Genomic DNA, 21,357 nt, shown 5'->3' on the forward strand with positions numbered 1-21,357 from the left:
CTTCCGCGCAACGAAGGCCGTACAAGCCTGTGATAAACGAAGGTACGCATGCCGCACGCGTGCGGTATGCGTGGCACTCCACTTCTGCCGCCATGCATGAGGATTCCACGTCTGCATTGCATCGAATGTCCGGATCTCGGCGCATCGTCGGTGCGATGAGGGCCGCATGCGCGGCGGGCGGCCGGCGATGTCGCCGAGCCGATACCGGCGGTAAGTGCACCGGTATCGGGAACGCGTCACGCGCGTCGCCGGTTCGCGTCGACCGACGACACGTCGAGCGGCCGGAATGTCACGCGCGAATGAACGCGAGAATATCCGCGCTCACCTGATCGGCATGCGTGGTACACAAGCCGTGCGGTGCGCCGGGGTAAATGGTCAGCCGTGCGTCGCGAACGATCTCGGCCGACAACCGACCGGAATCGTCGAGCGGGACGATCTGATCGTCATCGCCTTGCAGCACCAGTGTAGGAACGTCGATGCTTCGCAAATCAGCGGTGAAGTCGGTTTCCGAGAAGGCCTTGATGCAGTCGTACGCGCTCTTGATCGAACATTGCATGCCCGCATACCAGAACGCATCCACCGTCCCGGCCGACGCCTTTGCATTGTCGCGGTTGAAGCCGTAAAACGGGACCGCCAGGTTCTTGAAGAACTGCGAGCGGTTCGCCAGGACACCCTTTCGGATATCGTCGAACACCGACAACGGCAGGCCACCGGGGTTCGCCTCGGTTTTCAGCATTAGCGGCGGCACAGCCGCGATCAATACGGCCTTCGCGACACGCGTGGTGCCGTGACGGCCGATATATCGGGCAACCTCCCCGCCTCCGGTCGAATGACCGACGAGTACTGCATCCTTGAGATCGAGATATTCGATGAGTTCGGCGAGATCGTCCGCGTAACGGGACATCTCGTTTCCGCCCCACGGTTGACTGGAGCGGCCGTGCCCCCGGCGGTCGTGCGCAATCACGCGATAGCCTCGCTCGGCGAGATACATCATTTGTGCATCCCACGCGTCGGCGTTCAACGGCCATCCGTGCGAGAACACCACCGGCTGGCCCGAGCCCCAGTCCTTGTAGAACAGTTCGGTTCCGTCTTTCAATACGAGCGTTGCCATCTTCGTACTCTCCTTGGCGATGTCGCTCCCAACCTGCCTTCACGGTAGAAGCGACGTTACGCGCTGCCTCGCGGCCACGACGCGGGCCGCAAAACTCACGCACTGGAACAATTATCGAAGCGACGAATCCCCGTTCCCTTTGACAGGGACCGGGATTTTCCGCTCCGCACGATCGTCCCCGGCATACACGGTTGCCGCACACGAGGTCGAGGTCGAGGTCGAGGTCGAGGCCGAGGCCGAGTCGCGTCGCTCGCCCAGACATCGGTTTTGCAGCCGTTCGATTCACGTGGTTACGGGCGAACGGAAAAATCCCGGAACGGCCGAATCGCCAACCTCTCCATACATTCTTGCGTTCCGTCTGCCCATCGCGACTGCCATGAAGGCCGCGAACGGACGCAAGTCTCGCCAAGAAACGGCTGCATGCACTGTCTCATTGTCCGGCATGTCGTGCTCCCATGCGGTGCCTTCGAATCGTTCTCAACGGCACCACGCGACACGAGTGCTTCGATCGTGATGCCGCCGTTTGCGTTGAAAAGGAGCCACCTCATGTCAAAAGCACGCCAGACCATTCGCCAAGCTACCTCCGAAACCGCGATGAGTTTCGACGAACGCGCGGTCAGCGCGATCTCGGACGCGCTCAACCCGTTACTCGCAGACGTGTTTGCGCTCTACCTGAAGACGAAGAATTTCCACTGGCACATGAGCGGTGCGCATTTCCGTGACTACCATTTGATGCTTGACGAGCACGGTGTCCAGCTCTTCGCGATCACGGATGACATCGCCGAGCGCGTACGTAAGGTCGGCGGGACGACGTTGCGTTCGATAGCCGACATCGCACGGCACCAACGACTCGCGGATAACGACGCAGCGAACGTGCCCCCCGACGCGATGCTGAGCGAACTTCACCGAGACAACCTGCTGCTCGTGCAGTTCATGTTGGCCGCGCACGCTGTCTGCGGAGCGCACGGAGACGTCGCAACGGCGAGCATGCTCGAGAACTGGATCGACGAAGCGCAACGGCGCGCATGGTTTCTTGCCGAAGCCTGTCGTTAGCACATCGGCTAGACCGCTTGTCGACGGCGCTTGCTTCAACAACGCTCCACCGCCAATTGCGGGTCGCGCCATTTCCGCGCCCTGTCGGGAAGTCTCCGAGCAGCGCACTCCGGTCACCGGCATTCTTGCGTGCGAATTCGAAAACCGCGGCGCCAAGATGCAATACCGTCGCGCACGAACGCATCAAGATCGATCCCGAATCCATCGAGGAACTCGACATGGCCAGGAAGAAAACCGTTCGTATCTACAGCGAACCCGCCGGCGGCTGGGGGGCTCTCAAAGCGACGGGTGCGGCGCTCGCAGTACAGGGCATTCCCGTTTCCGGCGCGAAGACGCTGCTCCACATGAACCAACCGGAGGGATTCGACTGTCCGGGTTGCGCATGGCCCGATCCGAAACATACGTCGTCGTTCGAATTCTGCGAGAACGGTGCGAAAGCGGTGGCATGGGAGGCAACGTCGAAGCGCTGCACGCCTGAGTTCTTCGCTGCACACAGCGTGTCAGAGCTGTCGACATGGGATGACTACGATCTCGAGATGGCCGGACGCCTCACTCACCCGATGACCTATGACCCCATGTCGGATCGCTACGTACCGGTCACGTGGGAGGCCGCGTTCTCGACTATCGCAGATGCCCTGAATGCCCTCGACCATCCAGACCAGGCCGATTTCTATACGTCCGGACGCGCATCGAACGAAGCGGCATTCCTCTATCAGCTCTTTGTACGCGAATTCGGCACGAACAATTTTCCCGATTGCTCGAACATGTGCCACGAAGCCACGAGCGTCGGGCTGCCGCAGTCGATCGGCGTAGGCAAAGGGACCGTGCTGCTCGAAGACTTCGAGCAGGCCGACGCGATCTTCATCTTCGGCCAGAACCCCGGGACCAACAGCCCGAGAATGATGAGCGACCTCCATGCAGCGTCTCGCCGTGGGGCCAAGATCGTCTCGTTCAACCCGTTTCGCGAACGCGCGCTCGAGCGCTTCACCGCGCCGCAGGATCCGCTCGAAATGGCAACGCTCGGTTCGACGCCGATCAGCACATTCCTCTACCAGGTCCGCGTCGGCGGCGACGCGGCCGTGCTCAAGGGCATGATGAAGGCAATCGTCGAGGCAGACGATGCAGCCGTCGAGGCCGACAAGCCCCGAATCCTCGATATGACGTTCATCGCGGGTCATACGAAAGGTATCGACGAGCTCATCGCGGATTTGCGAGCAACGTCATGGGACGCCATCGAGCGCGTGTCGGGCCTCGCGCGGGCCGACATTGAAAATGCCGCATGCATCTACGCGGCGGCGAACAACGTGATCCTGGTGTACGGGATGGGGCTCACCCAGCACCGTCGCGGCACGGAAAACGTCCAGCAGATCGCCAACCTCGCGCTGCTGCGAGGCAACGTCGGGCGCCCCGGAGCCGGAATCTGCCCGGTGCGCGGACATTCGAACGTGCAAGGCAACCGGACGGTCGGCATTACCGAGAAGCCGACCGCTGCGCTGGTCGACGGCATCGAGCGCACCTTCGGCTTTCGCCCGCCTGCTGCACACGGTCATGATGTGCTCGCGACCATCGACTCGATGATGCGCGGCCATGCACGGGTCTTTATCGCGCTGGGCGGGAATTTCGCCGCGGCCATACCGGACTGGGTCCGCGTGCAGCCGGCGATCGGCCGGCTCGACCTGACCGTGCACATCGCAACGAAGCTCAATCGGAGCCATCTGGTGCACGGCAAAGCCGCATTGATTCTGCCTTGCCTCGGGCGCACCGAGATCGATATGCAGGCTGACGGGCCCCAGTCGATTACCGTGGAAGATTCGATGTCGATGGTCCATGCGTCGGCTGGCCGCAACCTGCCAGCGTCGGAGCAGCTGCTTAGCGAGCCGGCGATCGTCGCCGGTATCGCCCGCGCGACGCTTGGCAGTGTCTCCCGCGTGCCATGGGAGCACCTCGTCGCCAACTACGATCGTATTCGCGACGCCATCGAAGCAGTATTCCCGATCTTCCACGCATACAACGATCGCATTCGCATACCCGGCGGCTTTCATCTCGCTTCGACCGCGCGCGAGAGGGTGTGGGCCACTTCGACGGGCCGGGCGAATTTTCTCGTCTTCGACGGTCTCGACGAAGATTTCGATCATGGCGACGCGCAAGCGCTGATGCTCACGACGATGCGCAGCCACGATCAGTACAACACCACGCTCTATTCTCATTCGGACCGATATCGTGGCGTATTCGGGCAGCGCGACGTGCTGTTCATGAATCCGCGCGAACTCGCCAGGCGCAATCTGCATCCGGGCGAGCGCGTGGACATTGTCGCGATGTGGACGGACGGCATCGAACGTGTCGTGCGCGGCTTCAAGATTGTCGAATACTCGCTGCCGGACGGCTGTTGCGGCGCCTACTACCCCGAAGCGAATCCGCTTGTGCCGCTCGATGCATTCGACCCGCAAAGCCGCACGCCCGCGTACAAGTCCGTCCCCGTGAAGGTGGTGCGTGCGGCTACGGTAGGCCCGGATTCCGCCGCATTCGCAGTTGCACGGGCGATCGGGGGATAGCCGCTCTACGGGCCTGGCCAGTTCATCGCGTATCCGGCACCGTCAGCGGCCACAGGCCGCGGGCGGCCCCTTCGAGAATCGCCGATCACACCGGCCGACCGCCATGCCACTACATTATGGCAAGCATCGCAACAACGCATTTTTCGTGCGAGCGGCGCGCCGATATTCTTCCTTTACCGACTCGCGAACAGTGGCCACGCCACCGAGACCCGGTAATGGCACACGCTGTTTGACCAACGCGAAATTGATCGACAGTGGAAGATGTGTCGCATTCAACTCAACTGAAGGAGCTTCATCATGAAAACGCTCGCATGTATCGCCATCGTCATCGGCACCCTCGCCGCTCCCGCCGTGAGCTTCGCTCAGGGCTCCACGCAGCTCACGCGCGAGCAAGTGCGCGCCGATCTGGTCCGTGTCGAGCGTGCTGGCTACAACCCGGCGACCGGAAACGATCCGCAGTATCCGGCGGACATTCAAGCAGCCGAGGCGAAGATTGCTGCCAGGCAGCAGGCAGGGAGCGGCTTCGGCAGTGCGTTGACGGACGGAACCTCGGGAAGCGGCAAGCGCATTCACGCAACCACGCACGCGTCCGCATCCTGCGTCGGTCCGGCAAGCTTCTGCAATCCCTATTTCGGTAGCTGACACGCATGGACCGCGCACCGTTCAGCCGAGCTCGCTCGTTTGGCACGTGGGCTGCAAGCGCGGCGCGCAGCTGCTGTCGCCCCTGTCGAGCTCCATGAACTTCACTCACCTTCTCGCCTTTTATGAAGTCGCGCGCGCCGGCAGCATCAGCGCCGGCGCGGAGCAACTGCACGTCAGTCAGCCGGCCGTCACCCGGGAGGTTCGCGAGCTCGAAGATCGTCTCGGCATCGTGCTGTTCGATCGGTTGCCTCGCGGCGTGGCACTGACGGAAGGTGGCAAGCTGCTGTACGAGTATGCAAGTCGCATTTTTACTCTCGCGGATACGGCCGAAAAACAGCTCGCGGAGCTTGCCGGCCTTGGATCGGGTCACATGAAGATCGGCGCGAGCGGCACGCTAGGCGTTTTCTTCGTGCCGGAAGCCATTGCGCTATTCAACGCACGTTACCCTCGCGTCACCATCGATCTCACGGTCACGAACACCGAGCGCGTGGAAGCGGGATTACACGATTTGACCTTCACGATCGGCTTCATAGAGGGACCGTTCGACGATTCCATTCTCCATGCCCGACGCATTGGTTCCGACGAAATCGCCGTCATCGCCGCGGCCGGTCACCCGCTCGCGAGCAAAAGAGTATGCGCGCGAGATCTCGTGAGCAGGGCGGTCATCATGCGCGAGCCAGGGTCCGGAACGCGCGCGATCATCGAAGAATCGTACCGTCGCGCCGGGCTTGAGATCGAGCCGCTGATGTCGGTAAGCCACACCGAAGCCATCAAGCGGATGCTGCTGTCCCAGCACGCGCTTGCTTACATCTCCACGCTCAGCGTCGCGGATGAATTGCGACGCGGCGAGCTGGCCGTTGTCGAAGTCGACGACATGAGAATAGCGCGGCCGCTCCACATGGTCTGGGCGAAAGGGCGATCGTTGTCGCCCAGTAGCCAGGCGTTGTTCGACCTGATCGCGAGCGGAACACTGAACACCGCGATTGCAGTGGGCACGCTGTAGTTCGCCGCTATGACGCGCTTTGCGTTCAAGGACGATCGGAATCCGCACGCTCCATTCAATTAATCGTTCGGTCCAAACGAGCGCGAACTGACACGCGGCAAGCGGATTTGCCGCTCGCTGGAGGCTTCTGCTTGCCGCATTGTCGCTTGCGTCACCGATCTGTTTCCGCTTCGCGGAGCACCGCCTCGAGGATCATCGCACCGGCATTGAGCGGCCGCGGACGGCCACGCGGCTGATATACGGCATCGCCGGTCCGGACCGGGCGACCGCTGAGTGCACACACGCCGCTTGCGCGGGCACGTGTCACGTGCCAGGTCTGGTCACCATACGAGCAGTGCGTGGAATCGCGCCATGCGATCGTCACGGCTGTCGAGCTCACACGATCGACGAAGCTCACCGAAACGGCCCGAAGCCCGGAACCTGCCTCTGATGAGCGGCCCTGATGCGTAGCCACACGCCCACGCAGTGACTCAGGCTCAGGTACGATCGGTCGCAGATCGTTTCGACACAGTTGGGACAGCAAACTCAGCGTCTGCTGCCATGGATCCATCGCCATCACGTCGGTCGAGAAGTTCATTGTCGTCCTCGTTGCGTCGTAGGTTGAACCGCTTCGGTGGGCGTGCGCCGCGAGCGGCGCCGCGCACGGCGCTATCTGGGCGCGCCTGGGTAGTCACATCGGCGAGCGCGCTCCGCAGTCTCGCGAACGTCATTCGATGCACGCGGCCCGGCGCCGATACAGTTCTGCGACACTTGCGAAATTTGATGGACAGCGTTTCGGCCATCGCACCGGTAAGTGCCACGAAGAAATCCCTCGCTCACGGCAAGGAATGCTGTTACCCGTTCATCGATCTGCATTTGCCTTGGCTCTCCAGCAAAAAGGGGGCTCTCCGACGAAACGTTTGAACACCGTAGTGAAATGAGCTTGCGAACGGAAGCCGCAACCCAGTGCAACATCGAGCAAGCCGTGGCGCGATTCGAGCAACAGTTGCTGTGCGCGTTCGATGCGCCGCCGCATCAGATACTCGTGCGGCCGCAATCCGGTGGCTCGACGAAATTGGGCGGCAAAGTGCATCCGCGTCAGCCCGACACTTTGTGCCATGTCGGCGAGCCCGATCGAGTCGGCGAGGTGCGCTTCGACGAACTCGACCACGCGCCGCATGCGCCACGACGGCAGCGCAGCCGCACCGCGCACCTCGCTCCTGTTCGTCGCGAAGTGGCTGGCCACGATACGCGACACGATTGCAAGGCTGACGCTGTCGGCGAAAACCTTGCCCAACGCCGCGTCCTGCGTGTGAGACACGGCCAGTGCCTGACCGAGTCGCTCAAGCGCAGGATCCCGGATGAGACGCGGGTCGTCGATGACGATGTCGGCCGAAGGAGCGCGATTGAACAGGTCGGCATAGCATTCGGCCAGTACTGCTTGCGACGCGAACAAATGCAGCACGTCACTCGGTGCGTCAAACACCGCGCGGCACGCGACGCCCGGCGCCGTGACTTGCGCAGCGCCCGCCGTCAACCGTCCCTGGACGAGAGGGCGCCCCGCGTGGGTGAAAGTCAGCACCGTACATTTGAGGTTGATGCCGATGCAGTGCCAATTCTCGCTGCAATCGTTCGCTACCTCGAGTGTCTCGGTGCCATTGCGCGTCCAGCGCGAAAGCGCGATGTCCATATCGCGACCGGCCCCAGGCTCGCGCCAGGTCGTTTCGGCAGCGATAGGGCTCGACACGCGCGCGCCGGCAAGCGCGTTGAAATCGGCGGCGGTCCTGGAAGGACTCGATGACAAAAGAATCATGGTTAGCTACCTGACGGAAACATGAAACGTTGCGCACGACCTGCGCGGTGAATACAAGGTATCGAAACGAACAACGTCGCACCAGCCGTACAAAGGGTTGCTCGAACTTATCGATGGGTGAGGTCGGTCATATCGAGGTTTAATTCACGAATCAAGGCTCGCATCCCGCACCACGCCTTGTCGGCATGGCGACGAATGATCGCCCTCACGCCCCGGGCCTCAGTGAGAACGATCAATCGCGCCTGAAGAAAGACTGGCGGCGGACGCGGAAACGTCATCGCCGATACGTGCTCCTGCCAGAAACCGCTGGCCCCGACTATACGAAGGTATTAACAGGCATGCGAAATCGGTCGGTCTTTCCCACCATCACTGCACGATTCGATGGATTTGGGTCTTGGCCATGCGCTCGTCGATATCGGGTTATGCATCGCTAATACCTCGCATAAGCAGGGGAGTGCGTATCGTTGACGCACGGCAAACACGTCAGCCGATGCAGTCGTTGTCCAGTGAGCCCATTGTGACGATCGGGCTTGACGCCATTCGAACATCCGGATGACAAAACTGAAATCAACGGTGCTGCTATACAGGAGGATGAGACTGGAGTTCCCATCGGGTATCCGCACATCCAAACGTACGATGGCGCGCGAGCGAGCATCCCGCTATCTTTTTATCGCGAGACAGCAGCCTGGTGCGCGTGATCGTCCATCCCGGACCCTGCTGTCGGTCAGTCGACACTCCCCCAGAAGGCGAGGTATGAATGGACACGCTACTGAGCATGCGAATCTTCTCGCGCGTGGTGGAAACAGGCAGTTTCAGCGCGGCTGCCGTTCAGATGGAGTACAGCAAGGCATGCGTGTCGCGTGCGGTCTCGATGCTCGAGAACCGGCTGCATACGCGGCTGCTGAATCGCACCACACGCAGCCTGTCATTGACGGAGTCCGGGCAGCGCTATTACGCCAGATGCAAGCAGGTTCTCGTCGATCTCGACGACGCGGAAGCGGAGGCCGTCGGCGCCTATTCACGGCCGCACGGCACACTGCACGTCCATTGCTCGCCCGAGCTCGGACTCCGACGCGTCACGCAATGTCTCGTCGAATATCAACGTCGGCACCCGAGCGTCAAGGTTCATGTGACATTCATACCCGGCACCGCACATCTCATTAAAGACCGCGTCGATGTGTCAATCGTGCCCACGGCTTCACTGCCCGATTCCGGGAACGTGAGCCGGATAATCGGCCAGATCGAGCATGTGCTGGTCGCTGAACCGAGGTATCTCCGGACATGCCGAATCGATACGTTCGACCAGGTGGTCGCGCATGCGCTGACGCCCGTGCCGACGCGCGTTTCGACGTCCAAACACCAAGCGAGACTCAACATCGTCAAGCTTGCATCGACGAACCACGAGGGACCCATCGTCATCGACGATGTAGATGCCACGCGCTTCGCCGTTCTTGCTGGTGCCGGCGTCGCCGCGCTGCCGCTGCACTGCGTGATCGACGACATTCGCCAAGGCTCGCTCGTGCGCCTGTTCCCCGAACAGCGACTGGAGCGCACTCCCGTGTACGTGCTTTACGCATCGCGTCGCCACGTCGACGCGAAAATCCGAACATTCGTCGATTTCGTGGTGGCGCACATGATCGACACTCTTCAGGCGCCAAGGTGCCACACTGTCCCAGGTGTGGCGGGACTCGCCCCTCGCTCGGAACACCCCGCTTGCGCAGGCTGACATGCACGGGGAGAAGAGGGAAGACGCCTTCGCGACCGCTCGCCGAAGGCGTCCGATACATCAAGCAAAACCACCGTTGGCGTAAAGAATCTGACCGTTGATCCACTGGCCGTCCTCGCCGACGAGAAACGCTACCGCCCGGGCAATATCGTCCGGCTCGCCGAGCCGCTCGAGCGGTGCAAGGTGCGCGAGCCGCTCGATCTGCTCGTCCGTCTTCCCTTTCAGGAACAACTCGGTCGCGACAGGCCCAGGTGCGACCGCGTTGACCGTAATCCCCCGCCCGCGCATCTCGTTCGCCAGCACTCTCACCAGTCCGTCGCCGCCCGCCTTCGACGCGATGTACGCGCCGTAGTTGGGGAAAGACTTCGCGACGACACTGCTGGAACAGACGACGATACGGCCGCCGGCGCCCAGGTGCGACACGGCATGCGCCATGACCAGGTAGCTGCCGCGCAGATTGACCCGAATCGTCCTGTCGAATATGTCCAGACCGTCCGGGCCGATAGGCGCGAGCGGCATGATGCCCGCGCAATGGACGACCACATCGAGCCGTCCGAATGCATTCAACGTACGCTCATAGAGTGCGGCGACGTCGTCCACCGCGCTGATATCGCCCTTGACCGCGATTGCCTGACCGCCTTGGTCGGTGATCTCCGAGATGAGTGTGTCCATCTCGGCGGCATTTCCAGCGTAGTGGCCCACGATCGCAAATCCGTCGGCCGCGAGGCGCAATGCGACCGCCTTGCCGATGCCACCCGACGCTCCGGTGACAAGCGCAACTTTCACTACTTCCGACATATTTGGCTCCGTTCAGTTGATGTGACGCACCGGCACAGCCCGATGCCCGCACCAATATGCAGTTGCCACCGATCCGCTCTTTTTCGATTCGCACGTTTATTGAGCCAGAGCAGCCACAACGCACTTGAGCGAAGAAGACTAGAGACGCGCGGTCAGTCGGTTCGCACCGTGGCGACAGGCCCGAATGCCGCGCCCACGCAACGATTCGCAGCCACCGGTTCTCAGGAAATTATGGTTTTGTATAATCGCCGCACCTTTCCCGCGACACCTTCGTCCGCGACACCCAGCGGTGCTCGACCTCGCTTCACACGTATTCGAACTCGCCCCATGAACGGATCAAACGGAAAGTCGCCGAGCCTGTCGACACGGAATGCTTCGGACCCGTCGTCGAGCCCTGCGGCGCAAGCGCGCGTCGAAGCGGATTCGCTGTTTCGCGACGCGCCCATACCGATTCTTATAGAAGACTGGTCCGGCATCAAGGCGTGGGTCGACTCGCTCAAGGCATGTGGCGTGACGGATCTGGAAGCCTACGTCGACGCCCATCCGCAAGTCATCGACGAGCTGCGCGAGCTGCACGCGTTCATTGACGCAAACGGCGCCGCGCTCGCACTTTTCGAAGCTGAATCCAAGGAGCTGTTTTTCGAACAATCGCGCAAGCTGCTTCCGGCGAATCGCATCAGCAACTCGCAGGTACTGCGCGCGATGTTCGACGGGCGGGCGTTTTGCCAGGGCGAACGCCTGCTATCGACCCTCACCGGCAGGAAGGTGCCTATCGTGTGGCGGTGTTCGCTGCCGGCCGACCCGGCACAGTATCGTCGTCTGCATTTCTATGCATTCGACGTGACCGAGCACAAGGAAAACAGCGAGCGCCTGCAGGCGTTGCGCGCGCAAATGGCCCGAACCGCAAGAGTGTCGATGGTCGGGCAGCTCGTTGCATCGATTACTCACGAAATCGGTCAGCCGCTCGGCGCGGTCCGGACCGCGCTGGACGCAGCCGCTCGCTGGATGGACCGGCCCGAGCCGAATATCGATGAAGCATTGGCCGCATTCCGATACGCGGCACGTTGGACGGACGACATTGCGGCCATCTGCCAGCGTCTGCGCGGGTTTCTCGTCGGTGCGCCGGTCGAGGCGACCGACGTCGATTGCGCGGAAATCGTGCAATCCGCGATGCTGTTGGTTGCATCGGAGGCGAATGCGCATTCAATCGCCGTCGCAACGGATATCGAGCCGGGAATACGCGCGTATGCCGATCGTATTCAACTTCAACAAGTGCTGACCAACCTGTTGATAAACGGTATCCATGCGATCTCGGCAGCCAATCTCGCCGATCGCGCGCCCGAACTGGCGGTGCGCGTGCGCCGCTACGACAATATGCAGACACTGTTCGAAGTCTCCGATTCGGGCAGTGGCATCGCGGCGGCCCAGCCGGACTCGATATTTCAACCGCTTTCCAGCACGAAGAGCGACGGAATGGGGATGGGTCTTCCGATCTCGAAGTCAATCGTGGAGGCTCACGGCGGTACGATATGGATCGGGCAAACCAGTAAACAAGGCACGACTTTCTGCTTCACCGTCCCGCGCTGTCCAGGGGCCTTCGGTACCAGTAATCCGCGTGCATCTGCACCCGAAGGTGGCCAGGCCGCATGAGACGATCTCGGAACGATGCCGACAAAGCGTTTGCACACAGCCTTACGGCGGGCACCTTGGCCTCGGTTGTGCTTGCCAACGCTGTCGAGTTTTTCGACTACTTCTGTTACGCGGTCTTCGCCGCATTCATTGCCGATGCGTTCTTCCCGCACGCATCGGCTGCCTATGGCCGAATGTTGTCGCTTGGCACGTTCGCGGCCGGGTTCCTCTCCCGCCCGATCGGCGCGCTGGTGATCGGCCTCCATGCAGACACCGCCGGACGCAAGCCAGCGTTACTACTCACCGCGGCACTCGTCACCGCAGGTTCGGTTGGGGTTGCGTTAACGCCCGGCTATGCGACCCTGGGCATTGGCGCTCCGATCGCCGTACTCATCTGCCGGATCCTGCAGGGCTTTGCGATCGGTGGGGAAATGGGATCGTCGGGAGCGTTGCTGATCGAGCGCTGTCCACCCGAGCGCAAAGGCGTCTACGCAGGATGGCTGATGGCGGGCCAGGGACTTGCATTGGTCGCAGCTGGCAGTTGCGGTATTGCAATATTCAACCTTCTTACGATCACGCAAATTCAGCATTGGGGCTGGCGCATACCATTCGCGCTAGCGGGTATGCTCATTCCCGTTCAACTCTATTTGCGCCGCCAGATCGACGAGACTTGGCGGGTACCGCGCGATGGGCGCGCTGTGCGTACTACGTTAGTCGGGTATAGGCAGCAGTGGCTCATCGCGATTGCATTGATCTTCGGCGGCACTGTACCGACCTATGTTGCGACCTACGCGACCACGGTCGGCGTAGCCGGTCCACCACCGACTGCATACGCCGCTTTTGTGACGACGGTGGCTGTCGGCGCGGTCACGCTGAGTCTGTCGCTGGCTGGCGGCTGGCTCGCGGATCGAACCGGGCGATTGAGAACCATCGGCCTGTCGCGTGCCTTGACCATGCTGGCCGTACTACCGGCATTCCATTACGCGGCGATCCATCCGCAACCCCTCGTATTACGCTGCGTGGTCGCGCTACTCGCCGGGTTGTCTGCCATCGCTGGTGCACCGAGCATTGTTGTTATCCTCGAAATGTTCCCGATGCGAGGTCGCGCCGTCGCGATGTCGGTCGTGTATGCCACCGGTGTCGCACTGTTTGGCGGTACAGCCCCGTTCGTGGTTGCTTCGGTTGATGCGTGGACGGGCCTGCATTCCGCTGCCGGCTGGTATGTCTGCGTGTCTGCCGCGATTACGCTGATTGCTGTTCTTCAGGTTCGCACCGCCCGTAGCGCGAGCGCATAACATCTAGCCGCCGGTCCGCAAGCCCGCGGAGACGGCGGCACATGTGCATGGTATCGATGCCGTGCAAATCGGAAATGGCGCTGCCTTTCCGGACAGCGCCGGTTCGGTCGGCGCGTCACACTCCTTTCCGTCATCCAGCGCGAGGCATCGCGGTGCGGTGTCCACGACGCCGGATCGCCGCCATCCTCATTGATCTTACGGAAAGGATCGAACCATGTCGCATCACCTCGACTCCCCGCTCGCCCGCCAGGACATCCGTCTCGACATCACCGACCTGTATTGCTTTCGAGGCCAGACCGGGACCGTATTCGTCATCAACGTTTGCCATTCGATTGCCGGCGACGTACCGACGCCTGGTTACCACCCCGAAGGGTTCTATGAATTCAAGATCGACCTCGATCAGGACTCAATCGAGGACGTGACCTATCGCATCACGTTTAACGAGCGGGAAGCCAGCGGAAAACAACATTTCGTCGTGCGCCGCATCGTCGGCACTTCGGCTGCGGATCCGCATGCGGCCGGCGACGTGGTTGCGCAAGGCGACACCGATGAGACGATTACGACGCCGTCCGGCCTGCGAGTGTGGGCCGGACGCGCAGGGGATCCGTTCTGGATCGAACCCGATGTCCTTCATGCGGTCGGTCACGCGTTCCAGGACGGCCAGCCGCTCGATCTGGGCACGTGGCAACCTCGTGATGCGCGCAACCTGTTTGCCGGTCACACCGTGTATTCGATCGTTCTCGAAGTGCCTGACGCGGAATTGCTCGCCACGGCAAACGGTAACCGGAAAATCGGCGTGTGGGCGGTCGCGACACTCGCCACCGACAGTGGCGGCTGGCGACCGATCAATCGCGTCGGGCTCCCGATGATTCATCCGCTCTTCACTCAGTTCAACGAGGATCTCGGCGACCGGCTGAACGCTGGCCGCCCGGCCGACGACTTCGAAACCTACGGCGCCACGCTCATCAAGGCGATCGCGGGCGCGGTGAGAGCCAACGGAACAGCCGAAGACCCGGACGGCTATGCAGCAGCCGTCGCACACCGACTGCTTCCGAACGTACTGCCGTACACGGTCGGCACGCCGGCCGTATTCGGCTTCTCGCAATGGAACGGGCGGTCCATGACCGATAACGCACCGGATGTGATGTTCTCGATCGCCGCAAATACGCCGATCAGTCTCGGAATCGGGAAAGAGTCCGTCACATCGAAGCCGTCCTCGACGTTCCCGTACGTGCCCAAGGTTTGAATCGACTCGGCGGTGCGCGGTGGCGCCGACGCTCTCCGGTAGCAATTGACCGCCCGGCGTCGGCGGCCCCGATTCTCCCCTCATTCTTGACGAGGCTTCCATGTCCGCGAGCCATGACATTCGTCGTTTCTCAAACCACCGGACCGCAACCGTTTCATGGGTTGCGCTCGGCATGTTCATCGTTCTTCTTCACGTCGTTGGCTGGGGTACGTTGGTCGCGTTTATCGTTCCGCACCACCTCAGCGTCGACTCCCGCGCCTTCGGCATCGGCGCCGGGATCACTGCGTACTCGCTGGGCATGCGGCACGCGTTCGACGCCGACCACATCGCGGCGATAGACAACACCACGCGCAAACTGATCGGTGAAGGCCAGCGGGCATCGAGCGTGGGGTTCTGGTTCTCGTTCGGCCATTCGAGCGTCGTGTTCGGACTCGCCCTCTTCATCGCACTCGGCATGCATTCTCTATCGGCGCATGTACTCGACGCCGGCTCGCCGCTGCGCATGCTGACGAGCACCGTTGGCGCGATCGTTTCCAGCGTCTTCCTTTATTCGATAGCGGCGTTGAACATCGCTTCGTTTTACGATCTTTGCACAGCATTTCGAAGCATGCGGAGCGGGAGGTTCGATGAAGCGCAACTCGAACGATGCCTCGGCTCGCGCGGCCTGATCAGCCGGCTTCTCGCGCCGTTGATGCGCATCGTTCGCAAACCCGGTCAGATGTATTTCGTCGGCGTCCTGTTCGGGCTCGGATTCGATACCGCAACCGAAATCGCGCTCCTGGTGCTGACCGGTGCGGGCGCCGCCTCGGGCCTCCCGTGGTACGCGATCCTCTGCCTGCCCGTCCTCTTCGCTGCGGGCATGCTGCTGTTCGACACGATCGACGGCTCGTTCATGACGCTTGCATACGGATGGGCGCTCACGCACCCCATTCGCAAAATCTACTACAACCTCGTCGTCACGGGCCTCTCGATCGGCTTTGCGCTCATCATCGGAACGATCGAGATGCTGGGTCTGCTCGACAACGTCTTCCATATCCACGTCGCGTCAGGTACGTGGCTGCCAGCACTCGACCTCAACCATATGGGTTTCGCGATCGTCGCCCTATTCGCCGCGACATGGGCGGTGTCCGTCGCGATATGGAAGTTCGGACGAATCGAACAGCACTGGGCACGCGGCGGCGACGCATGATTCTTCACCCGTTTAACGTTCACTCACCACAAAGGAAATCCATCATGAGCAAGGTCATACTCGTCACCGGCGCGTCTAGCGGTTTTGGCAGACTGACGGCAGAGGCACTCGCACATGCCGGCCACGTCGTCTACGCGTCGATGCGCGATACGGCAGGGCGGAACGCCGCCGTAACCGAACAGATGAGCGCACTTGCGCACACGGCAAGCATCGATCTGCGCACGCTTGAACTCGACGTGCAATCCGACGCGTCCGTCGAACGCGCAATCACGACCGTTCTGGAGCAGGCCGGCGGCATCGATGTGCTGATCCATAACGCCGGGCACATGGCCTTCGGCCCGGCCGAAGCGTTTACGCCCGAGCAGTATGCGCAGCTTTACGACATTAACGTGGTCAGTACCCAGCGGGTGAACAGGGCAGTCCTCCCACACTTCCGTGAGCGGCAGCAAGGATTGCTGGTGTGGGTATCGAGCAGCAGCGCCGCGGGCGGCACACCGCCCTATCTCGCACCGTATTTTGGTGCGAAGGCGGCAATGGATGCGATTGCCGTGTTGTACGCACGCGAGTTGTCGCGCTGGGGAATCGAGACGTCAATCATCGTCCCTGGCGCATTTACGCAGGGCACGAATCATTTCGCTCACGCCGGAGCCCCGGCGGACACGGCTCGTGCGGCCGAATACGACGCAGGCCCTTACAAGAACTTCGGGCACGAAGTCCAAGAGGCATTCGCCGCGATCGTACCGCCTGACGCCCATGCGGATCTCGTCGCCGATGCGATCGTGGACGTAGTCGCGAAGCCTGCAGGCAAGCGCCCGTTCCGCGTGCATGTCGATCCGACCGAAGACGGCGCGAACGTGGGCTTCGCCGTGCTCGACCGGCTGCGCGCCGAGATGCTGCATCGCGTCGGACTGTCCGACCTTCTTGCGCCGCACCGCCGCACATCGCCGTGAGCCGGCGTCCTGAATCGATTTAACTGCGTCGTTGTAACGGCGTAGCAATGTGTCATCTCGATACCGACATCTTCCCGCCAACGTCCGGGCCCGACGTGCGACGAACCTTCGTTCGCAGTGGCCCGGCATACACTCCAGGAGCATGACATGATCCAACCTTCCGAAAAGGTAGCCCTCATTACCGGTTCTTCGCGCGGGATCGGCGCGGAAATCGCGATTCGTCTCGCGCGCGACGGCTTCAAGGTCGTCGTGAACTATGCCAGCAACGCGGCGCCGGCCGAGGAAGTCGCCGCAACGATTCGCGAGAGCGGCGGCGACGCGTTGCTCGTCAAGGCCGACATCGCCGACCCGGCCGCGACCATTGCGATGTTCGACGCGACGGAGAAGGCTTTTGGCCGCCTGGACGTCGTCGTCAACAGCGCAGGCGTCATGAATCAGGCGAAGATCGCAGACTTCGACGATGCGACGTTTGACCGAACGGTTGCGATCAACTTCAAGGGTGCGTTCAATGTATCGCGCGAGGCCGCTCGTCGTGTTCGCGACGGCGGCCGGATCATGAACTTGACGACAAGCGTTACCGGTGTGCGCTTGCCGACGTATGCCGTCTATATCGCGACGAAATGCGCGGTGGAGGGGCTGACTCAGGTGCTCGCGCAGGAACTACGCGGACGAGGCATCAGCGTTAATGCCGTGGCACCCGGCCCTGTGGCCACCGAGCTGTTCCTCGCCGGCAAGAGCGCGGAGCTCATCGATCGAATGGCGAAGATGAATCCGCTCGAACGGTTGGGGCAGCCGTCGGACATCTCAGCCGTCGTCGCGTTTCTGGCCAGCCCGGAAGGCGCGTGGATCAACGGTCAGGTCGTTCGTGCGAACGGCGGCATGTGCTGAATCTACGGTCCGGGACAGCGTCCATCGCGCGCGGTGCATCGATGCCGATCCCGGACCGCATATCGCGAGGGCGCCTTCATCTGAAGGCACCTTCGCCTCGCTGACTCGATTCGATGCATGGTCACTGATAGTCGGGCGGAACAGCCAACGTAGATGGGTCGTCCCACTCCGGGATCCATTCAACGCACCCAACCCTCTGTCTTCATGATTGCGGTTCCCCGATCACTGGTCAGGAAATCGAGAAACTGTCTTGCTTCAGGATCGGCATCCGGGGCGAGCGCAACATTGACGTCTCTCCAGATCGCCCTGTTCGCGGGCAAGCTGACGTAATCCGCTTTGTCGGCATGTGTAATCGGCCAGTCGGGCCAGGTGATCCACGCATCCGCGTCCTTTTCGACGAACATCCTGAAGCTCGGCCCGCTGCCCGTGCCGAATCCGACGATGTTCCGCCGGAACCGCCTCACGTCGTCGAGGCGTCCCGTGCGGCCGGCGATGTCCTCCCACGTACCCGTGCCGGACGTATTCGCCACGCCGGCGCCTTCGGTGACGACGATACGTACGCCATCCGCGAGCAGATCGTCAAAGCCGCTGATATGTTTCGGATTGCCCTTCTTCACGGCAATGACAGCTGGACGAATATAGATCGGCACGACGTCACTCCATTGAAACACCGTGTAGGTTTCCAGCAGGCCGGCCATATCTTCTTCCGACGTCCCCCACAAAATATCGGCATCGGCTTGCGCTTTGCGGCTCCACATCGGCTCCGGCCCGCCCGTCACCTCCACTTTGATGCCGGTTTCGTCAGTGAAGACCTTTGCAACCTTCTGGAACGCGGTATCCGGGCCGCCGGCTCCATACAAACGCACGATGCCGTCTCGCGCGTCACGCCGTATCGTCGGATCGGCGGTTTCATGAGCGAACGCGCCGCACGATACCATTAGGGTTACGAACGATATAGTCGTCTTCTTTTTCAAGGAGCTGAACATGATGGGTCCATTTATGTGAGTTGCTTCAGAAATTGCACGCGATTTCGATGCGTTTCGAATCGCTCTACAACGCAAGAATCGTGCGCACGGCCTGCATTTCGTCCATGAGCTCCACGATCGATGCGTCGATACGGGCACGCGCGAACGCGTCGACCTTGAGATCCGGGACGATACGATAGTGACCTTCGCTGCAAATCGTCGGCATGCCGAACATCAGGCCGCGGGGAATGCCGTATTCGCCGTTCGACACGATGCTCATCGACACCCACCGGCCGTCGCTTCCGCGAATCCAGTCGCGCATCTGGTCGATCGCTGCATTGGCCGCCGACGCCGCGGACGATGCACCGCGCGCTTCGATGATTGCGGTGCCGCGGCGGGCGACTTCGGGAATGAACGTCTCGACATACCACCGTTCGTCGCCGACCCGCAGCGGGGCAGGCTGCTGTTCGATCAGCGCATGACGATAGTCCGGAAACATGGTCGGCGAATGATTGCCCCAAACCGCCATGCGGGTGACGGCATCCACCGCTACGCCGCATCGGGCGGCCAGCTTCGATACGGCGCGATTGTGGTCGAGACGGATCATCGCGGTAATGGCATCCGTCGGCAGATCGGGAGCGTAGTAGCGTGCCACCCACGCGTTGGTGTTGGCCGGGTTGCCGACGACGAGCACCTTGACCTGCCTGTTCGCCACTTCATTGAGCGCATGGCCTTGGGCACGGAAGATGGCGGCGTTCGCGGCCAGCAGATCGCGCCGCTCCATGCCTTTTCCGCGCGGACGCGAGCCGACGAGCATCGCGTAATCGGCGTCGCGAAACGCAACGCGTGGATCATCGCTGATTTCGACCGACTGCAGCAACGGGAATGCACAGTCTTCCAGTTCCATGACTACGCCGCGCAGCGCGTCGAGCGCGTGCGGCAGTTCCAGGAGTTGAAGGATCACAGGCTGATCGTCGCCGAGCAGATCGCCGCGCGCGATCCGGAACAACAACGAATAGGCAATCTGACCGGCTGCCCCAGTCACGGCCACACGGCGTGCTGACTTGAACATGCAGCATCTCCTTCGAAGGTTCGGTGATGGTCATGGCATCGCTCCGCGCCGGCCGGCCGCCTGGTGCACGTGCGGTCGGCGGGAGCGCGTTCAACGATTCGTTCAGGCGGTGGCGGATCGTTCCCGGCCGACGAGGCAGGGGGCGTGGAACAGTTCGCCGCGGGCGAGGCCGCGCAGTGTGCGGGACAGCACGGTCAACCACAGCCCGCCAAGCAGCGCCGCGAGCGCAATCCCGAGCGCGGCAAACGCGGCAAAGCCGGTGGTTCGATAGAGATTGAGCGTCACGACGGTGTAGACGCCGAGCGGGAATGTAAATCCCCACCATCCGAGATTGAACGGCAGCCCGTCGCGGGAATACTTCAGTGTGAACAGCATCGCCATGGCCAGCCACCAGAGGCCCACGCCCCAGAGCAGCAAAGCGCCGATCAAGCCGATGTCGCGCGCGACAATTGCTGTAGCCCCGAACGGCGTCCCAGCAAATGCATCCGGTGCGACGTGGCCGAGCGCGAGCAAGCCCAGCGCGCCGGTGCCGATCGGCCCGAGCGTCAGCCAGCTGGACGGGCCGAGATCACGATGCGGAAGCTTGTGGATCACCAGCCGGAAGAAGACGACCGTGAGTACGGTAAAGGCGAGCGGCACCGATACGGCCCACAGTACGTAACCAGCGGCCACCAGGAAGCGCGCGGTCTGTGCGTCGACATGCGGCGCGAGCACGGCGGCGCTCGACGCAGCCACTTCAGGCGCGACGATCGGCAGCAGCAGCACGGCGGTGATGCGCTCGAGCGCGTGGTCCTGCGCGGTGAACATCATGTACGGCACACCGACGGCGACGGCTACTGCCAGCACTGCATCCACACACCACAAGCCGTACGCCAGTTGGCTCGCTGCCCCGCCTCCGTGCGGGCCGGCAAAGAGCACCAGGCCGTTGATGACGGGTGCGAGCCCCATCGGCACCGCGCCGAGGAACATCGACTGCAGCGGATGATGCAACATCGGGCGCATCGTTTCCGGATAGAAGATCCAGCGCGCCAACAGCATGCCGGCAAACGAGACGTAAAGCACGCTATCGGCCATCCACAACGTGTGGGCCAACGTCATCTGCCCTGCAAAGTGCCACGGCAATCCGGCGATGACGAGAAATACGATTCCGTTGCCCATCGTCATCGCGAACCAGTTCGGTGTGAATTGCCGAATCTTGTCCCCGAGATTTTGTCGGCTATGGGCCGCCGTCGTGCCAGGCATTGTCGCTTTCATCGATGTTCTCTCGGAAGGGAGGGGATATCGACAATGTAGGTGTGTGTGAGCCATACGAAAAATACATGCTTCGCATACACCACATACCTTTTACTTATGGATCCCGCTCACGATGCCTTCACGCAAGTGCCCCCGGCGGGTGGTTGTGCCGCAAAGCACGATCGCGCCTTGACGCGGCGCCAAGTCCGGCGC

At 61.9% G+C, this 21,357-nt stretch carries 18 protein-coding genes; 11 read left to right on the forward strand and 7 right to left on the reverse strand.

Going from position 1 to position 21,357, the window contains the following annotated elements:
- Positions 1 to 289: 289 nt before the first annotated feature.
- On the reverse strand, positions 290 to 1,111 hold the full coding sequence (locus tag G3N64_RS04205; protein WP_205782527.1) for an alpha/beta hydrolase: 822 nt from the start codon (positions 1,109 to 1,111) through the stop codon (positions 290 to 292).
- A 594-nt stretch (positions 1,112 to 1,705) separates the two neighbouring features.
- Between G3N64_RS04205 and G3N64_RS04210 the strand changes: the two genes are divergently transcribed.
- The 4 genes from G3N64_RS04210 to G3N64_RS04225 all read left to right on the forward strand — a co-directional run bounded on the left by G3N64_RS04210 (position 1,706) and on the right by G3N64_RS04225 (position 6,361).
- Entirely contained in the window at positions 1,706 to 2,164 is a 459-nt protein-coding gene (locus tag G3N64_RS04210) for a DNA starvation/stationary phase protection protein (protein WP_241020775.1), read from the forward strand.
- Between the two features lie 218 nt (positions 2,165 to 2,382).
- Positions 2,383 to 4,716, forward strand: a complete 2,334-nt coding sequence (locus G3N64_RS04215; RefSeq protein WP_205782582.1) for an FdhF/YdeP family oxidoreductase — start codon at positions 2,383 to 2,385, stop codon at positions 4,714 to 4,716.
- Between the two features lie 297 nt (positions 4,717 to 5,013).
- A complete protein-coding gene (locus tag G3N64_RS04220) occupies positions 5,014 to 5,358 on the forward strand; it encodes a DUF4148 domain-containing protein (RefSeq protein WP_205782529.1) in 345 nt (114 codons plus the stop codon).
- A gap of 94 nt (positions 5,359 to 5,452) precedes the next feature.
- Positions 5,453 to 6,361 carry a LysR substrate-binding domain-containing protein gene (locus G3N64_RS04225; protein WP_205782530.1) on the forward strand — a complete coding sequence of 303 codons (909 nt, stop codon included), beginning with the start codon at positions 5,453 to 5,455 and terminating at the stop codon, positions 6,359 to 6,361.
- 151 nt (positions 6,362 to 6,512) lie between these two features.
- Here the strand turns inward: G3N64_RS04225 and G3N64_RS04230 are convergent, their stop codons facing one another.
- Together G3N64_RS04230 and G3N64_RS04235 are read right to left on the reverse strand one after the other, a co-directional pair.
- Positions 6,513 to 6,938 carry a DUF3331 domain-containing protein gene (locus G3N64_RS04230; protein ID WP_205782531.1) on the reverse strand — a complete coding sequence of 142 codons (426 nt, stop codon included), beginning with the start codon at positions 6,936 to 6,938 and terminating at the stop codon, positions 6,513 to 6,515.
- A 264-nt stretch (positions 6,939 to 7,202) separates the two neighbouring features.
- Positions 7,203 to 8,153 carry an AraC family transcriptional regulator gene (locus G3N64_RS04235; RefSeq protein ID WP_205782532.1) on the reverse strand — a complete coding sequence of 317 codons (951 nt, stop codon included), beginning with the start codon at positions 8,151 to 8,153 and terminating at the stop codon, positions 7,203 to 7,205.
- Between the two features lie 757 nt (positions 8,154 to 8,910).
- Here G3N64_RS04235 and G3N64_RS04240 point away from each other — a divergent pair.
- On the forward strand, positions 8,911 to 9,879 hold the full coding sequence (locus tag G3N64_RS04240) for a LysR family transcriptional regulator (RefSeq protein ID WP_205782533.1): 969 nt from the start codon (positions 8,911 to 8,913) through the stop codon (positions 9,877 to 9,879).
- 60 nt (positions 9,880 to 9,939) lie between these two features.
- Here the strand turns inward: G3N64_RS04240 and G3N64_RS04245 are convergent, their stop codons facing one another.
- Positions 9,940 to 10,677 (reverse strand): SDR family oxidoreductase, encoded by a 738-nt coding sequence (locus tag G3N64_RS04245; protein WP_205782534.1) that lies wholly within the window; start codon positions 10,675 to 10,677, stop codon positions 9,940 to 9,942.
- Positions 10,678 to 11,004: 327 nt separating this feature from the next.
- Between G3N64_RS04245 and G3N64_RS04250 the strand changes: the two genes are divergently transcribed.
- The 6 genes from G3N64_RS04250 (at position 11,005) to G3N64_RS04275 (ending at position 17,874) form a co-directional block, all read left to right on the forward strand.
- The gene (locus G3N64_RS04250; RefSeq protein ID WP_205782535.1) at positions 11,005 to 12,327 is read left to right on the forward strand and encodes a HAMP domain-containing sensor histidine kinase; all 1,323 of its coding nucleotides are present in this window, start codon (positions 11,005 to 11,007) and stop codon (positions 12,325 to 12,327) included.
- Entirely contained in the window at positions 12,324 to 13,601 is a 1,278-nt protein-coding gene (locus G3N64_RS04255) for an MFS transporter (protein ID WP_205782536.1), read from the forward strand. The genes G3N64_RS04250 and G3N64_RS04255 overlap by 4 nt, the downstream gene beginning before the upstream one ends.
- Before the next feature lie 214 nt (positions 13,602 to 13,815).
- Positions 13,816 to 14,847, forward strand: coding sequence for a DUF4331 family protein (locus G3N64_RS04260; protein ID WP_205782537.1), 1,032 nt, complete (start codon positions 13,816 to 13,818; stop codon positions 14,845 to 14,847).
- A gap of 100 nt (positions 14,848 to 14,947) precedes the next feature.
- Positions 14,948 to 16,036 (forward strand): HoxN/HupN/NixA family nickel/cobalt transporter, encoded by a 1,089-nt coding sequence (locus G3N64_RS04265; RefSeq protein ID WP_205782538.1) that lies wholly within the window; start codon positions 14,948 to 14,950, stop codon positions 16,034 to 16,036.
- Positions 16,037 to 16,080: 44 nt separating this feature from the next.
- Positions 16,081 to 16,986, forward strand: a complete 906-nt coding sequence (locus G3N64_RS04270) for an SDR family oxidoreductase (protein ID WP_205782539.1) — start codon at positions 16,081 to 16,083, stop codon at positions 16,984 to 16,986.
- Between the two features lie 147 nt (positions 16,987 to 17,133).
- Positions 17,134 to 17,874 (forward strand): SDR family oxidoreductase, encoded by a 741-nt coding sequence (locus G3N64_RS04275; RefSeq protein ID WP_205782540.1) that lies wholly within the window; start codon positions 17,134 to 17,136, stop codon positions 17,872 to 17,874.
- Positions 17,875 to 18,053: 179 nt separating this feature from the next.
- Here G3N64_RS04275 and G3N64_RS04280 read toward each other — a convergent pair whose 3' ends face one another.
- From G3N64_RS04280 to G3N64_RS04290, 3 genes are all read right to left on the reverse strand, one after another.
- Entirely contained in the window at positions 18,054 to 18,860 is an 807-nt protein-coding gene (locus G3N64_RS04280) for an extracellular solute-binding protein (RefSeq protein ID WP_205782541.1), read from the reverse strand.
- A gap of 64 nt (positions 18,861 to 18,924) precedes the next feature.
- Positions 18,925 to 19,911, reverse strand: coding sequence for a malate dehydrogenase (locus tag G3N64_RS04285; protein WP_205782542.1), 987 nt, complete (start codon positions 19,909 to 19,911; stop codon positions 18,925 to 18,927).
- A gap of 102 nt (positions 19,912 to 20,013) precedes the next feature.
- Positions 20,014 to 21,165: a TDT family transporter gene (locus tag G3N64_RS04290; RefSeq protein WP_205782543.1), complete on the reverse strand. Its 1,152-nt coding sequence runs from the start codon at positions 21,163 to 21,165 to the stop codon at positions 20,014 to 20,016.
- Between the last annotated feature and the right edge of the window lie 192 nt (positions 21,166 to 21,357).

It is taken from the genome of Burkholderia sp. Ac-20344 (genome assembly GCF_017104975.1).
GTDB lineage: Bacteria > Pseudomonadota > Gammaproteobacteria > Burkholderiales > Burkholderiaceae > Burkholderia.